This is a genomic window from Curtobacterium sp. SL109 (assembly GCF_026672405.1).
In the GTDB taxonomy this organism is placed as follows: Bacteria; Actinomycetota; Actinomycetes; order Actinomycetales; family Microbacteriaceae; genus Curtobacterium.
In genome coordinates, this window is record NZ_JAPPRB010000002.1 from 1,073,108 (window position 1) to 1,087,240 (window position 14,133).

13 protein-coding genes are annotated in these 14,133 nt (G+C 72.9%); 8 read left to right on the plus strand and 5 right to left on the minus strand.

Annotated elements, in window-relative coordinates:
* On the minus strand, nucleotides 1–1,998 hold the full coding sequence (locus tag OVA28_RS06600) for an acyltransferase family protein (protein ID WP_268096265.1): 1,998 nt from the start codon (nucleotides 1,996–1,998) through the stop codon (nucleotides 1–3).
* 124 nt (nucleotides 1,999–2,122) lie between these two features.
* Between OVA28_RS06600 and OVA28_RS06605 the strand changes: the two genes are divergently transcribed.
* The 3 genes from OVA28_RS06605 to OVA28_RS06615 are packed head-to-tail and all read left to right on the plus strand — an operon-like array spanning nucleotide 2,123 to nucleotide 6,056.
* Complete coding sequence (locus tag OVA28_RS06605; RefSeq protein ID WP_194659998.1) at nucleotides 2,123–2,911, plus strand: DeoR/GlpR family DNA-binding transcription regulator; 789 nt, start codon at nucleotides 2,123–2,125, stop codon at nucleotides 2,909–2,911.
* Nucleotides 2,908–3,942: a 1-phosphofructokinase family hexose kinase gene (locus tag OVA28_RS06610; RefSeq protein ID WP_268096266.1), complete on the plus strand. Its 1,035-nt coding sequence runs from the start codon at nucleotides 2,908–2,910 to the stop codon at nucleotides 3,940–3,942. The genes OVA28_RS06605 and OVA28_RS06610 overlap by 4 nt, the downstream gene beginning before the upstream one ends.
* Complete coding sequence (locus tag OVA28_RS06615) at nucleotides 3,939–6,056, plus strand: PTS fructose transporter subunit IIABC (RefSeq protein ID WP_268096268.1); 2,118 nt, start codon at nucleotides 3,939–3,941, stop codon at nucleotides 6,054–6,056. Before OVA28_RS06610 ends, OVA28_RS06615 begins: the two co-directional genes overlap by 4 nt.
* A 164-nt stretch (nucleotides 6,057–6,220) precedes the next feature.
* On the opposite strand, the gene OVA28_RS06620 is transcribed toward OVA28_RS06615, so the two are convergent.
* Nucleotides 6,221–7,921, minus strand: coding sequence for a beta-N-acetylhexosaminidase (locus OVA28_RS06620; RefSeq protein WP_268096269.1), 1,701 nt, complete (start codon nucleotides 7,919–7,921; stop codon nucleotides 6,221–6,223).
* A gap of 36 nt (nucleotides 7,922–7,957) precedes the next feature.
* On the opposite strand from OVA28_RS06620, the gene OVA28_RS06625 reads away from it, so the two are divergent.
* The gene (locus tag OVA28_RS06625) at nucleotides 7,958–9,100 is read left to right on the plus strand and encodes an ROK family transcriptional regulator (protein ID WP_268096270.1); all 1,143 of its coding nucleotides are present in this window, start codon (nucleotides 7,958–7,960) and stop codon (nucleotides 9,098–9,100) included.
* A 55-nt stretch (nucleotides 9,101–9,155) separates the two neighbouring features.
* Complete coding sequence (locus OVA28_RS06630) at nucleotides 9,156–9,902, plus strand: DedA family protein (RefSeq protein WP_268096272.1); 747 nt, start codon at nucleotides 9,156–9,158, stop codon at nucleotides 9,900–9,902.
* A gap of 19 nt (nucleotides 9,903–9,921) precedes the next feature.
* Here the strand turns inward: OVA28_RS06630 and OVA28_RS06635 are convergent, their stop codons facing one another.
* Nucleotides 9,922–10,125 (minus strand): DUF2945 domain-containing protein, encoded by a 204-nt coding sequence (locus tag OVA28_RS06635; protein ID WP_194660004.1) that lies wholly within the window; start codon nucleotides 10,123–10,125, stop codon nucleotides 9,922–9,924.
* A 216-nt stretch (nucleotides 10,126–10,341) separates the two neighbouring features.
* On the opposite strand from OVA28_RS06635, the gene OVA28_RS06640 reads away from it, so the two are divergent.
* The gene (locus OVA28_RS06640; RefSeq protein ID WP_071279724.1) at nucleotides 10,342–11,394 is read left to right on the plus strand and encodes a serine/threonine-protein kinase; all 1,053 of its coding nucleotides are present in this window, start codon (nucleotides 10,342–10,344) and stop codon (nucleotides 11,392–11,394) included.
* Between the two features lie 30 nt (nucleotides 11,395–11,424).
* On the opposite strand, the gene OVA28_RS06645 is transcribed toward OVA28_RS06640, so the two are convergent.
* Nucleotides 11,425–12,060: an MBL fold metallo-hydrolase gene (locus tag OVA28_RS06645; RefSeq protein WP_194660005.1), complete on the minus strand. Its 636-nt coding sequence runs from the start codon at nucleotides 12,058–12,060 to the stop codon at nucleotides 11,425–11,427.
* A 36-nt stretch (nucleotides 12,061–12,096) separates the two neighbouring features.
* Here OVA28_RS06645 and OVA28_RS06650 point away from each other — a divergent pair, with 36 nt between their 5' ends.
* Both OVA28_RS06650 and OVA28_RS06655 read left to right on the plus strand, forming a co-directional pair.
* On the plus strand, nucleotides 12,097–12,585 hold the full coding sequence (locus OVA28_RS06650) for a MarR family winged helix-turn-helix transcriptional regulator (RefSeq protein WP_268096273.1): 489 nt from the start codon (nucleotides 12,097–12,099) through the stop codon (nucleotides 12,583–12,585).
* Nucleotides 12,586–12,630: 45 nt separating this feature from the next.
* The gene (locus OVA28_RS06655) at nucleotides 12,631–13,254 is read left to right on the plus strand and encodes a phosphoribosylanthranilate isomerase (RefSeq protein ID WP_194660007.1); all 624 of its coding nucleotides are present in this window, start codon (nucleotides 12,631–12,633) and stop codon (nucleotides 13,252–13,254) included.
* A 40-nt stretch (nucleotides 13,255–13,294) separates the two neighbouring features.
* Here the strand turns inward: OVA28_RS06655 and OVA28_RS06660 are convergent, their stop codons facing one another.
* Nucleotides 13,295–14,065, minus strand: a complete 771-nt coding sequence (locus OVA28_RS06660) for an HAD-IIB family hydrolase (protein ID WP_268096274.1) — start codon at nucleotides 14,063–14,065, stop codon at nucleotides 13,295–13,297.
* Nucleotides 14,066–14,133: the final 68 nt, after the last annotated feature.

Consider the following 14,133-nt stretch of genomic DNA (forward strand, 5'->3'; position numbering starts at 1 on the left):
TCAGCGGTCGTCGATGCGGTCGAGCACCGGGCCGAGGGCGGCGTCCATCCTCGGCGTCAGGGCACGGGCCATCGTGTCGGTCAGGTGGTTCGTGTCGCGGTAGACCAGGACGTCCCACAGCACCGGTGCGCAGCGGTCCTGGCAGGTCCACGGCACCGGGTCGACGACGGGGACGCCAGCCGCGGCCGCGGCGGCCGCCTGCGCTGCCGAGCGTGCCGTGTCGGTCAGGTCCCGCACCGGTTCGGCGCAGGCGGCGACGTCCTCGATCGATGCGGAGAGGCACCGGCCGGGGGTCTGCCCCCACACAGGCGTGTCACCGATGACCACGACCTCGGCCCCCGTCGCCGTGATCCGCGCGATCGTCCGTGCGACGGCATCGCGCCAGGTGGCCGCGTCGGCGTCGGACCGGTACCCGTTCGCGGCGTCAGCGAGGACCACGAGGTCGGGTCGCATCCGCTCGAGCCGCCTGAACGCATCGCGTCGCCAGACGTCGCACTCGCGGTAGCTCCGTCCGAGTTCCTGCGCACGCACGGACAGGTCCGCGCTCGGGCACGACGACTTGGTCATGGTGACGAGGGCAGCGTCGTGCCGTCCGGCGACGGTCGCGAGCGGTGACGTCCACTGCGCGGCGTGCGAGTCGCCGAAGAGGACCACGCTCCGCTGGCCCGCCCCGTACCGGCAGGCATTCGTCGACAGGGTCGCGAAGTCGCCGTGGCAACCGTCTCGGTAGACGGGCGGCAGGTCGGCAGCTGCGTCGGCGATGCCCGGCGTGAGGTTCGCCGGCACCGTCCGCGGCGCCCATGGACCACGGAGGACCGCCGCCGGGGTCGCCGACGGCGCTGCCACGGTGCTGCGGAGCGGCGGGAGCGCGGTCGCGGGGACGACGAGGACCGCGGTGGCCACGACCCCGGCCACCACCACGAGCGACCGGGTGCCGTCTCGGCGCGCCCAGTTCGACATCCGTGTCTCGACGAGCGCGTGCCCGCCCCAGGTGAGCACCACGGTGACGGCGAGTGCGGCGATGGTCTCGGCCGGGCCGAGCGGTCGGTCGAGGGCGAGGGCGGGGACGACGAGCACCGGCCAGTGCCAGAGGTACATCGAGTACGACCGGTCGCCGACCCACCGCATCGGTCCCCACGCCAGGGCCCGGCGGACCGGGTCGTCGTCGCCGGGCAGGACGACGAGCAGGGCGCCCGCGACGGGGACGACCGTGAGGGGCCCGGGGAACGGCGTGCTCGCGTCGAACAGGACGGATGCCGTCACGACCAGGCCCAGGCCGACCGGGGCGGCGGCTCGTCGGACGAGCCGAGGGCACCGGAGGGCTCGACGGCGTCCGCGGACGGCCGCGATGGCCGCGAGCGCGCCGACCCCGAACTCCCAGGCGCGGGTGTGCACGCCGAAGAAGGTCCACGGTCCGCTGACGGTGCTCCCGATGAGGGTGGCTCCGACGCTGAGCGCCCAGAGCACGGTCGTCAGCGCCAACGCGTGACGTCGGAGCGCGGGCACGGCGACGACACCGGCGAGGAGCAGCGCCCACACGACGTAGAACTGTTCCTCGACGCCGAGCGACCAGAACTGCTGGAAGGGCCCTGCCGCGTGGTCGGCGAGGTAGTCGGTGCCGGCGCGTGCCAGTCGGAGGTTCTCGGCCCCGACCACCGCCGCGAGCGCATCGACGCGGGCCGCGACCCGGTCGAGCGGGGGCAGCAGGACGTGGACGGCGAGGACGGTCGCCGCGACGGTGACCGTCGCCGCGGGAGCGAGCCGGGCGAGGCGGCGTCGGAAGAACACGACGAGCCGGATGCGGCCGTGGACCGCGTGGTCGCGCAGCAGGTTGCCGGTGATCAGGTACCCCGAGATGACGAAGAACACGTCGACGCCGACGAACCCGCCCTGGACTGCTGACGCGCCCGCGTGGAAGAGCACGACGCCGAGGACGGCGACCGCGCGGAGCCCCTGGATGTCTGGCCGTTGCCGGCGTGCCCCCGTGCTGCGGATCATCCTCCGATACTGGAGTACCAGGTGTCAGCCCGCGACTTGTCCACATGTCGGGAACCAAGTGTTGTGTTTGTGTGGGTTCCTGTCGTAATGTGCTCAAAACCAACGGGAACGAAGGAGTTCGGGCATGTACGCAACGGAGCGCCACGACGCCATCGCCGCCGCCCTGCAGGACGCCGGCCGGGTCTCCGTCGCCGACCTCGCCGAGCACTTCGACGTCACCACCGAGACGGTCCGCCGCGACCTCGACCTGCTCGAGACCGCCGGGGTCCTCCGCCGCGTGCACGGGGGAGCGGTCCCCGTCGGGCGTTCGAGCGTCGTCGAGCTCAGCGTCGCCGAGCGCGAGGGCCAGCACGGCTCCGCCAAGTCCGCGATCGCCCGGGCCGCGATGCGCCTGGTCCCGCCGACGTTCACCGGCTCGATCGCCCTCGACGCGGGGACCACCTGCGCCGCCGTCGCGTCCGAACTGGCACGGTGGGAGCCCGCCGAGGCCGGCGCCACCATCACCGTCGTGACCAACTCGGTCCCCATCGCCGCCACCCTGCAGCACTCCGCGAACGTCGAGCTGCACCTGCTCGGTGGGCGCGTCCGCGGGGTCACGAGCGCCGCGGTCGGCACCGCCACCGTGCAGCAGATCGGCGCGCTCCGCCCGGACATCGCCTTCGTCGGCACGAACGGCCTGTCCGCCGGGTTCGGTCTCAGCACCCCCGACGAGTACGAGGCGGCGGTGAAGGGCGCCTACGTGCTGGCCGCCCGTCGCAGCGTGGTGCTCGCCGACGCGGCCAAGCACGGCGTCGAGGCGCTCATGCGGTTCGCCCGCCTCGACGAGATCGACACGCTCGTCACCGACCAGCAGCCGCCCGCCGACCTGGCCGGGGCGCTCGCCGAGTCCGACGTCGAGGTCGTCGTCGCATGAGCACCCGCATCGTCACCGTCACGCCGAACCCCTCCCTCGACCGCACCATCGAGCTCGCCGGCGAACTACAGCGCGGGGCCGTGCAGCGGGCGACCCGGTCGACGGCCGAGCCCGGCGGCAAGGGCGTCAACGTCTCACGGGTCGTCGTCGCCAGTGGCGGGGACACCGTGGCCGTGCTGCCCGGGGACGACCTCGACCCCGTGCTGCTCGGCCTCGCCACCCGCGGCATCCCGACGGCAGCGCTGCCGATCGGCGCCCCGCTCCGGTCCAACGTCACCGTCACGGAGCCGACCGGCACCACGACGAAGCTCAACGAGCCGGGCCCCTCGCTCGCCGGACGCCTCGACGACCTGGCCGCCCTCGTCGCGGACACGGCCGACGCCACCGCGACCGGCCCCCGCGCCCGCTGGGTCGTCATCGCCGGGTCGCTGCCGCCGGGGCTGCCCGACGACGCCCTCGCCGTCCTGGTCCGCGCTGTCCGTGCCCGCCACGGCGACGCGGTCCGGATCGCGGTCGACTCGTCCGGCGTCCCGTTCACCGCGCTCCTGCAGTCCGGGGAGCGGCTCGACCTGCTCAAGCCGAACGCCGAGGAGCTCGCCGAGGTCGTCGGCGGGGACCCCGACGCCTACGAGCGGGACCTCGACCTGGCGGCGGCCGCGGCCGAGCGGCTCCGGGCACGCGGGGTCGACACCGTGCTGCTGACGCTCGGCAGCGCGGGCGCCGTCCTCGTCGGCCCCGACGGGGTCTTCGCCGCGACGGCCCCGCGCATCGTCGCCCGCTCGACCGTCGGTGCCGGCGACTCCGCCCTCGCGGGGTACCTCCTCGCCGAGGTCGCCGGGGCACCGCCCGAACGGCGGTTGGCGCAGGCCGTCGCCACGGGAGCCGCCGCGGCCGCACTGCCCGGCAGTGACGTCCCCGCCCTCGACCACACCGACCCGGACGCGATCGTCGTCGTCCGGCGCACCCCCACCGACACGAACAGCACCCCCACCGCAACGCCACTCGCGTCACTGCAAAGGAGCACACCATGACCGCTGAGCGAACCACGAGTCCGGGACTCATCAGCGTCCCCCTCGTCGGCCTCGACGAAGACCTCGGAGCCACCTCGGCCGACGTCATCCGCGTCCTCGCCGACCGCGTCGCCGCCAGCGGCCGCGCGGCCTCGGGCGAGTCCCTCGCCGCCGACGCCATCAAGCGCGAGGCCTCCGTCGGCACCGGCGTCCCCGGTGGCATCGCGATCCCGCACGCCCGGTCGGCCTCGGTCACCGAGCCGACGCTCGCGATGTCCCGCCTGGCCAGGACCGTGCCGTTCGGTGCACCCGACGGCGACGCCGACCTGGTCTTCATGATCGCCGTGCCCGAGGGCGCCGACAAGGACCACCTCACGGTCCTCTCGACCCTCGCCCGTGCCCTCATCCGCGAGGACTTCACCGCTGCCCTCCGCGCCGCGACCACCCAGCAGGGGATCGTCGACCTGGTCGACCGCGAGGTGACCGGCGAGGTCGCCGACGCCGGCGTGACGGGCGCACCCCGAGCCTCCAGTCCGGCCGCCCCGACCACGGCACCAGCCGCCGGCCGGAAGGTCATCGTGGGTGTGACCGCCTGCCCGACCGGCATCGCGCACACCTACATGGCCGCCGACGCACTCGTGGCCGCTGCGCAGCGCGCGGGTGCCGAGATGCACGTCGAGACGCAGGGCTCGTCCCAGGTCGAGCCGCTCGACCCGGCGCTCATCGCCCGCGCCGACGCCGTGGTCTTCGCCGTCGACGTCGACGTGCGCGACCGCTCCCGGTTCGCCGGCAAGCCGCTGGTCTCCGGCCCGGTCAAGCGCGGCGTGGACGAGCCCGACGCGATGATCGCCGAGGCACTCCGCGCGGCCGACGACCCCAACGCCGCCCGGGTCTCCGGCTCCGCGGCCGAGACCGGCACGAGCACCGCGTCCAACGAGCACTTCGGGCAGTCGCTGAAGCGCTGGCTGCTCACCGGCGTCTCCTACATGATCCCGTTCGTCGCGGGCGGCGGGCTGCTCATCGCGCTCGGCTTCCTGCTCGCCGGGTACGGCATCGCGCTGACGCACGGCGACTCCGGCCAGAACAACGCCGTGTTCACGCTGACGAACTTCACGCTCGTCGACCTGCCGCCGCAGGGCCTCGGGTACTACCTCGGCGCCGCTGCGTTCCAGATCGGCTCCGTGTCGCTCGGGTTCCTCGTCGCCGCGCTCGCCGGGTACATCGCGTACGCCATCGCCGACCGGCCCGGCATCGCGCCGGGCTTCGTCGCCGGGTCGATCGCCGTCTTCATGAACGCCGGGTTCCTCGGCGGTCTGGTCGGCGGTCTCATCGCCGGTGCCGCCGCGTACTGGATCGGGCGCATCCCGACCTGGCGCTGGCTGCGTGGCCTGATGCCGGTCGTGATCATCCCGCTGTTCGCGTCGATCATCGCCTCCGGGCTCATGCTGCTCGTGCTCGGTGGGCCGATCGCGTGGCTGATGACCCAGCTGACCGAGTTCCTCAACTCGCTGTCCGGCGCCTCGGCGGTGCTGCTCGGGATCATCCTCGGCCTGATGATGGCGTTCGACCTCGGCGGTCCGGTGAACAAGGTGGCGTACGCGTTCGCCGTCGCCGGGCTGGGTGCCGGCACCGCGACGAACGTCGTGCCGTTCGAGATCATGGCCGCGGTGATGGCCGCTGGCATGGTGCCGCCGCTGGCCCTGGCGCTCGCCTCGACCGTGCTGTACCGGAAGGGGTTCACGAAGCCCGAGCGGGAGAACGGCAAGGCCGCGTGGCTGCTCGGTGCGTCGTTCATCTCCGAGGGCGCGATCCCCTTCGCCGCGGCCGACCCGCTGCGGGTCATCCCGGCGTCGATGGTCGGTGCCGCGGTCACGGGAGCGATCACGATGGCCGCCGGGGTCACCTCGCGTGCGCCGCACGGTGGGATCTTCGTGTTCTTCGCGATCGGGGGCATCTGGATGTTCGTCCTCGCGATCCTGACCGGTACCGTCGTGTCGGCGCTCGTGCTGGTCGCGCTGAAGAAGTGGGTGCGTCGGGCTCCGGCGGCGGACGCCGACGGTGCCGAGGCTGCTGCTGCCGGCCAGGCGGCCGTGGCCGGTGAGACCGTCGGGCAGCGGGCGCCGGTGGCTGCGTAGGGCTGCTCGGTCCGACGGACGGGAGGCTCGGTGCCAGCTGGCACCGAGCCTCCCGTCCGTCTGGGGTCCCGTCCGGGGTCCCGTCCCGGGCGCCGTCCCGGCGTCGTCCTGGCGTCTCCCTCGACGGGGGAGCGGCCTGCCAGGGCCGCCAGGGCCGCCGGCGGTCAGTCGGCGATGTTGGCCGTGACCGCGTCGATGTAGGCGGCGCGCTCCTCGCGGGAGTGCGGACGGCCCGGGACGCCGGGGCGTTCCTGCCACGGGAAGGGACCGGCCTCGTGGCGGTACTCGATGCCCATGGCCTCGAGCCGGGCGAGGTGCTCCACGAGCCGTCCGCGGAAGTCGTCCAGGTCGCGGGGTCCGGCGACGTCCGCGGACCAGAGGGCCTCGGCCAGGGCGGCGACGCGGGGGAAGAGCTGGTAGTCGAGCTTGCGGACGGTGTCCACGTGCTCGGTCCACATGTTGCCCTGGCCGCCGATGACGTGGGCACGCTCGGCCTCGGTCAGCGATGTGGGTACCGGGTCGAACGCGAAGACGTCGTCGACGGTGAGCACGATCGACACCGGGATCGGCTCGTTCGGCAGGTCGCTCTGCCGGTAGTCCAGGTAGGCCTGGTCGTCCGGCACGGAGATGACGTCGTGCCCGCGGCGCGCAGCCGTGACGGCACCCTGCAGCCCGCGCCAGGACAGCACGGTGGCGGAGGGGGAGAGCGTGCCGCCCTCGAGGATCTCGTCCCACCCGAAGGCGCGACGGCCGTGTGACTCGACGTGCGCGGCGAGCTGGCCGATGATCCAGGCCTGCAGCTGCTCCTCGTCGGCCAGGCCCAGCTCGCGGATGCGCTCCTGCGTGCGGGGGTCGGTCTCCCACTGCACCTTCGGGCACTCGTCGCCGCCGATGCCGATGTAGGCGCTCGGGAACAGCTCGACGACCTCGTCGAGGACGTCCTTGAAGAAGGAGATGGTGGCGTCGTCGGCGTTCAGGACGTCGTCCGCGATCCCCCACTCGGTCCACACGTCGACCGGGGACTCCGGGTGGACGCCGAGTTCCGGGTAGGCGGCCAGGGCGGCGCGCACGTGCCCGGGGGTCTCGATCTCGGGGACGACGGTCACGAACCGGTCGCTGGCGTAGGCGACGATCTCGCGGATGTCGTCCTGCGTGTAGTACCCGCCGTGCGGTCGGCCGTCGAAACCGTCCGGTCGGAGGATGCCGTCCGGGCCCTCGACGTGCGCGCCGACCTGCGACTCGGCACGCCACGACCCGATCTCGGTGAGCCGCGGGTACTTCCGGATCTCGATGCGCCAGCCCTGGTCCTCGGTGAGGTGGAAGTGCAGGCGGTTGACCCGGTGTGCCGCGAGCTGGTCGATGACCCGGAGGACCTCGGCCTTCGTGCGGAAGTGCCGGGCGACGTCGAGCATCACGCCGCGCCAGGCGAAGGCGGGGGCGTCCTCGACCTGTTGCGCCGGGATCGTCCACGGGCCGGTGCCGACGCGGCCCTTCCGGTACACGTCGGCGGGGAGGAGCTGCAGGACCGCCTGGACCCCGTAGAAGACGCCTGCGGGGCCACCGCCGACGACCTCGACGTGGTCGCCGTCGACGGTCAGGCGGAAGGACTCGGCGCGGTCGTCGCCGGGCCCGGCGAGGAGGGTGTCGTCCGACTCGTCCACGCGGAGGGAGATGCCCGCGTCCTCCGATCGGTCGGCATCACGGACCGGCAGGCCGGTCGAGCCCCGCAGGGTCTGCTGGAGGTACAGTCGGACCGGCTCGCTCGGCGCATCGGCGGCGATGCGGGTCGACGGGGTGATCTCGAACGAGCCGACACCGGGTGTCGACAGGCGCGGGCGGGGGATGAGCATGTCGGCGTCCACCATTCCTCAATGATCTTTCGTAATGTGGAGGCTATGGCCGTGAGCGAGACCCTGTCAACGATCCCGAGCGGGGTCGACGGGAGCTCGCCCGCGACCCTCCGGCTCCTGAACTCCCGCGCGCTCCTCGACGAGCTGTTCCGCGACGACTCCTCGTCCACCGTCACCGAGCTGAGCCGCCGGGTCGGGCTGTCCCGCCCGACGGTCGAGGCAGCCCTCGCCGACCTGGTGGCCGCCGGCTGGGTGCGCGAGGCCGACGCGATCGCGACGCCGAACAAGGCGGGCCGACGGGCCAAGCGCTTCCGGGCCGACGCCGGAGCGGGATCGGTGCTCGGGGTGGACCTCGGGCTGCACGGCATCGTCGGCGTGCTCGCCGACCTCCGTGGGGACGAGCTCGCCCGGGTGGAGGAGGTCTACACGGACCTCGCATCCGCCGACCAGGCATGGTCGAGCGTGCAGGACGTCGTCCACCGGCTGACGGAGCACGTGGACCAGGACCGGCTGCTGGCCGCCACGTTCGGTGTCCCGGCGGTCGTGGACCGCAGCGGCGAGATCGACTACACGGTCGCGGTGCCCGAGTGGGTCGAGCGCCGGGTCCCGGGACGCATCCAGGAGCTGCTGCCGAGTGCGGTCACGTTCTTCGACAACGACGCCAAGCTCGCCGCGACGGCCGAGACGATGTGGGGTGGCCTGCACGGGGTCCGCGACGGCCTCTACCTCGTGATGGGCCGTCAGATCGGCGCCGCCTTCCTGGTCGAGGGCACGCTGGCGCGTGGCGCCCAGGGCGCGGCGGGGGAGATGGGCGGTCTGGCATCGACCGGGTGGCCGGAGGCGCCGACCAGACTGGAGGCCCGGATCCCGTCCGGCGCGGACGTCGAGTCCGTCATCCTGGCGGCGGGGCAGGGCGACGCTGCCGCCCAGGACGCCGTCCGGGCGCTCGCCGAGGACGTCGCACCGGGGGTGGCGCAGCTCGTCGCGACGCTCGACCCGGAGGTCGTGGTGGTCGGGGGCGAGGTCCTGCCGGCAGCCGAGGTGTTCTGCGCGGCACTCGCCGACGCCGTCACGCCGCTGCTGCGGCACCCGGTGTCGATCGTGCCGTCGTCCGTCGGTCGGGACGCCGTGGCCCGGGGAGCGCTCGCGCGGTCGCTCACGCACGTGCGGGCATCCCACATGGGCCTGGGCTGAAGGAGCCGGGCGGCGCACTCCGGCACCTGTCAGGGTGTTCAGGGATGATCGCGGGATGACGACCGCCGTTCTGACGACCGCCACCCGCGCCGCTTCCTCGTCCCCGGACGCCGACATGGGCGGGCTGTCCGGGATGGTGCTGCGGCTCATCGAGGCGCTCGGGGAGTGGGGCGTCGCGCTGATGCTCTTCGTCGAGACGGTCTTCCCGCCGATCCCGTCCGAGGTCATCCTGCCGCTGGCGGGGTTCCTCGCCGGTGCCGGTCGCATGAACCTGGTGCTCGTCCTGGTCCTCGCGACCCTCGGGTCCTACGTCGGGGCACTCGTCCTGTACTGGCTCGGTCGGGTGATCGGCTTCGAGCGCACGGTCCGCTGGCTCGGGAAGCTGCCGCTCGTCGACGAGGACGACTTCCGCAAGGCCGCCGCCTGGTTCCACCGCCACGGCCGCAGTGCCGTGCTGTTCGGTCGCCTGGTCCCGATCGTCCGGAGCCTGATCTCGCTGCCCGCCGGCGCCGACCGGATGAACCTGGCGTCGTTCTCGCTGTTCACGATCCTGGGTTCGGGCCTGTGGAACAGCGTGCTCGTGCTCGGCGGCGCGGCACTCGGCACCCAGTACGACAAGGTCGAGGGCTACACGGAGTGGATCGACCGGGCGATGTACGCGGCGATCGTCGTGGTCGTCGTCGTGTTCGTGGTGCGCCGGGTCCGCCGTGTTCGTGCCGAGCGCGCCGAGCGTTCCGCGCAGGGGCAGACCCCCGCCGCCGGCGTCCACGGTCGTCGTCGTGCGGAGACGACCGGGGACTGACCGGCTCGGGGATGTCCGTTCAGGCCTTGGTGAGCGCCGACTCCTTGTGCGCCGCCTGCTTGCCCGACTTCTCCGACTCGATGATCCAGTACGGGTCGTCGTCCGTCGGCTTGAAGTGCTGACCGTCGAACTCGAAGTCACTCGTGCGCTGCTCGACGAGCTTGCCGGTCGTCTTCCCCTGCGAGGTGTTCCAGTGGACCTCGTCGCCCTTCGACAGTGCCATCGCCTGTTCCCTTCCGTCGTGTCCAGTTCGCGTCCGGTCCGCGGCCTGTACCCCGAGACGGTAGACCCCGCCGATCCGCGTGGTTCCAGGGATGTCGGGCGCGTCACGATGTCATAACGTCGACCCGGATCGAGGACACGGCGCGTACCGTTGCGTTCGAGTCGCGCACGAGCAACGCTCGCCCCCGATGGCTCCCCGAAGGATCGAACCACCCTGATGTCACTCGTCGACAACACCCGCACGGAGACGGTGCTCTCCGGACGCTACCGGTTGGCGCGCCTCATCGGCACCGGGGGCATGGGGTCGGTCTACGAGGCCCGCGACGAGCACACCTACCGTCTGGTCGCCGTGAAGCTCTTCGCGACGCCGCACTCGATGACGACGGCCGACCGGGTCCGCCAGGAGCGCGAGATCCGGCTGCTCAGCATGTTGTCGCACCCGGGGCTCATCCCGCTCTACGACGCCGGCACGCACGAGTTCCCCGACGGACCCCACCGGTTCATCGTGATGGAGCTCATCGCCGACACGACGCTGCTCCGCCGCCTGGCCGAGGGCGCGCTCCACAACTACGAGGCGGCCGACCTCGGTGCCCAGCTCGCCGATGCCCTGGCGTACGTGCACTCCCGCGGGATCGTGCACCGCGACGTCAAGCCCGCCAACATCCTGATCAGCGACGAGGGTTCCTCCGGGTTCGCCCGGACGGTCAAGCTCACGGACTTCGGTGTCGCGCACTTCGTCGACGGCTCGCGCCTGACGAACGACGGCACCGTGATCGGCACGGCCGCGTACCTGAGCCCCGAGCAGGTGGCCGGGGAGCCGATCAGCTACGCCACCGACGTGTACTCGCTCGGACTGGTGCTGCTCGAGGCCCTGACCGGCAAGCAGGAGTACTCCGGCACGCTCATCGAGGCGGCGCTCGCGCGACTGCGTCGCAGCCCGGAGATCCCGGACGAGGTCGGTCGCGACTGGCAGGACCTGCTGCTCCGGATGACCGACCGCGACCCGGCTCGCCGTCCGACCGCCGTCGCCGTGGCCCGCGCGCTCCGTGGGGGCTCCATGCAGGTCACCGGGCCCGTGCCGCTCGGCCCGGAGCGGCTGGCGCACAAGCGGGACCACCGCATGCACCGGGCGGCGCACCGGCACGCACGACGTGGCACGTTCGAGGCGGTCAACCGCTGGCGTCGACGCAACATCGCGACCGGGACCGTCGCGGCCGCCGGGGTGCTGCTCGCGTGCGCGCTGAGCTACGTCGCGGGCACGCTGCACTGACCCCCGGGCGGCAGCGACGGTCTGGGCGGGTCAGACCTCCAGCGAGTCGCCGTCCGACAGGGTGACGAGCTCGATGCCGGTGAGCTGACCGCTGTACTGGGCGAACATGCCGCGGCCGGCCTCGCTGAGCATCAGGTCGTGGATCTGCACCGCGCGGGTCGGCTTGACCGCACGGATGAAGTCGACGAGCTCGCTGAGCTTGGCCCACGGGCCGGAGGTCGGCACGAGCAGCGTCTCGACCGCGGTGTCGGGCACCGAGTAGGAGTCGCCCGGGTGGAAGACGCGGCCGTCGACCAGGTAGCCGACGTTGCTCATCGCGGGCAGGTCGGCGTGGATCACGGCGTGGTCGCCGCCGTGGACCTGCACGGCGAAGCCACCGGCGTCGATCGTGTCGCCGGGGGCGACCGCCGTGACGCGGCCGTCGTGCTCGCCGAGCGCGGTGACGACGTCGGCCGGTGCCCAGACGTGCAGCTCGGGCTGGGCGTCTAGGGCGGCGGTCAGGACGTCGGCGTCGAAGTGGTCGGGGTGGTCGTGCGTCACGAGGACGGCGGCGGTGCCGGCGACGAGGTCGGCGGAGTTCGGCGTGTAGGCGCCCGGGTCGATCACGAGGGAGCGGTCGCCGTCACGGAGGACGACGGTGGCGTGGGTGTGCTTCGTCAGCTGCATGCTCCGGAGTGTACAGCCTGCCTGTACAGTTCGGTCATGGCCTCCCGCGACCAGGACGACGCGTTCACCCTCGACGACGCCTTCACGCTCGACGACGCGAACGCGCTGCGACGGGCGATCGGCGACAGCGTGCGCGCGATCCGCCGGTCCGAGACCACGCCGGAGGGGCAGATCGAGGCGCTCGGCTTCCTCGCGCGGGACGGCGCCCACAGCATCGCGACGCTGGCACGGCTGCGACGCGTGCGGCACCAGAGCATGCGGGTGACGGTCGCCGACCTGGAGGCCCAGGGGCTCGTCGCGCGGGCACCGGACCCGTCGGACGCCCGCGGGGTCCTGGTCTCCCTGACCCCCGCCGGGACGGCCGTGATCGCCGAGTCACGGACCCGTCGTGCCACCCGGGTGCTCGCGGCGGCCGAGTCGGCGCTCACCCCGGAGGAGCGGGCGGTGCTCGCGCGGACGGCCCCCGCGCTCGACAAGCTCACGGCGGCCCTGCTCGCCCAGGATGTCGACGACGCGCAGGGTTGAGCCGGCACTGCCCGTCCGTCGGTCGTTTCGGGCAGGATGGAGGGCATGAGCGACCAGCGATGGATCAAGATCTGCGGCTTGTCGACGCCGGAGACCGTGGACGTCGCCGTCGACGCCGGTGCCGACGCCGTCGGGTTCGTCTTCGCCGCCGGCAGCCCCCGGACCGTCACCGCTGACCGGGCGAAGGAGCTCGTCGAGCGGGTGCCCGACGGGGTCGACGCCGTCGGGGTGTTCCGCGACCAGGAGATCGACGAGATCGTCGGGATCGCCTCGGCCGTGGGCCTGACGACGCTGCAGCTGCACGGCAAGGAGTCCGCGACGGACTTCGCCCGCGCCCGGGACGCCGGCTTCTTCACGATCCGGGCCGTCGCTGCCGAGGACTACCTCGCCGAGACCCCTGAACAGCGTGCCGCGTACGACCACGACCTGCTGCTGCTCGACGCCGCCGTACCTGGCAGCGGGCGGCTCATCGACCCCGCGACGCTGGCGGACGGCATCGACGAGGCATGGATCCTCGCGGGCGGGCTCACCCCCGCCAACGTCGTCGCCGCGGTCGAGAGCCTCGACCCGGACGGCGTCGACGTGTCGAGCGGCGTCGAGTCCGAGCGCGGCGTCAAGGACGCCGCCAAGATCCGGGCGTTCGTCGAGGCCGTCCGCAGCCTGCCCTGACGGAGCCGGGCCGGGCCTCCCGGCCGGGTGGACGCGACGGTCAGACGGACGCGACCCGGAGCGTCGGGATCAGCTCGGTGAGGAACGCATCGGTGTCCTCCCAGCCCTCCACCGCGTGGCAGGGGACGCCGAGGGCCTTGACGGGGTAGTCGTTGCCCTCGGGGTCGAGCCGGTCGCCGACGAAGAGCATGTCGTCGAGCGCGACGCCGGTGATCTCGGCGAGGCGCTGCATGCCGTAGGCCTTGTCGATGCCCTTGCGGGTGATGTCGACGCTGGTCGAGCCGCCGGAGCGGACCTCGAGGTCGGGGAGTTCGGCCTGCACGCGGCGGCGCAGGTCGTCCTTCTTCGCACCGGTCGGGTCCCACTGCTTCTTGACGTCGACCGGGGCGGCCTGGCCGAGCGCCGAGAAGGTGATCTGGGAGCCGCGGTCCTCGAGGATGTCGCCCCAGGTCTCGGACTCCCAGTAGCCGGCGTCCTTCGCGACGGCCTCGACGGCGGCGAGGGCGCGGGCCTTCTCGTCGTCGGTGAGGTCCTCGGCGTACTGCAGCGCCCAGTCGTCCCCGGCCCAGCGGTAGTACCGCGTGCCGCAGGTGGGCAGCAGGTGCAGGTCGTCGAGGGTCAGGCCGGTGCGCTGGCTGAGCGGGGTGACCAGCTGCTGCTCGAACTGCTGGAAGTTGCCGCCGGAGATCACGGCGACGGGGACCGTCTCGAGCAGCGCGGCGAAGGTCTCGAGCATGCGGGGGTCGAGCGAGGACTTCGACGGGGCGAGGGTGTCGTCCAGATCGAAGGCGACGAGGCGTGGTGCGGTCATGGACCCGATTGTGTCATGCGACATGTCCCCGCAGCCGGACGGGTGCGGGGTCACGCCGGTCCTTGCGG

What these genes read in the sequence shown, in the direction of transcription:
- OVA28_RS06600 (WP_268096265.1), bottom strand. Translation starts at nt 1,998, where the DNA reads ATGATCCGCAGCACGGGGGCACGCCGGCAACGGCCAGACATCCAGGGG.
- OVA28_RS06605 (WP_194659998.1), top strand. Translation starts at nt 2,123, where the DNA reads ATGTACGCAACGGAGCGCCACGACGCCATCGCCGCCGCCCTGCAGGAC.
- OVA28_RS06610 (WP_268096266.1), top strand. Translation starts at nt 2,908, where the DNA reads ATGAGCACCCGCATCGTCACCGTCACGCCGAACCCCTCCCTCGACCGC.
- OVA28_RS06615 (WP_268096268.1), top strand. Translation starts at nt 3,939, where the DNA reads ATGACCGCTGAGCGAACCACGAGTCCGGGACTCATCAGCGTCCCCCTC.
- OVA28_RS06620 (WP_268096269.1), bottom strand. Translation starts at nt 7,921, where the DNA reads ATGGTGGACGCCGACATGCTCATCCCCCGCCCGCGCCTGTCGACACCC.
- OVA28_RS06630 (WP_268096272.1), top strand. Translation starts at nt 9,156, where the DNA reads ATGACGACCGCCGTTCTGACGACCGCCACCCGCGCCGCTTCCTCGTCC.
- OVA28_RS06635 (WP_194660004.1), bottom strand. Translation starts at nt 10,125, where the DNA reads ATGGCACTGTCGAAGGGCGACGAGGTCCACTGGAACACCTCGCAGGGG.
- OVA28_RS06640 (WP_071279724.1), top strand. Translation starts at nt 10,342, where the DNA reads ATGTCACTCGTCGACAACACCCGCACGGAGACGGTGCTCTCCGGACGC.
- OVA28_RS06645 (WP_194660005.1), bottom strand. Translation starts at nt 12,060, where the DNA reads ATGCAGCTGACGAAGCACACCCACGCCACCGTCGTCCTCCGTGACGGC.
- OVA28_RS06650 (WP_268096273.1), top strand. Translation starts at nt 12,097, where the DNA reads ATGGCCTCCCGCGACCAGGACGACGCGTTCACCCTCGACGACGCCTTC.
- OVA28_RS06655 (WP_194660007.1), top strand. Translation starts at nt 12,631, where the DNA reads ATGAGCGACCAGCGATGGATCAAGATCTGCGGCTTGTCGACGCCGGAG.
- OVA28_RS06660 (WP_268096274.1), bottom strand. Translation starts at nt 14,065, where the DNA reads ATGACCGCACCACGCCTCGTCGCCTTCGATCTGGACGACACCCTCGCC.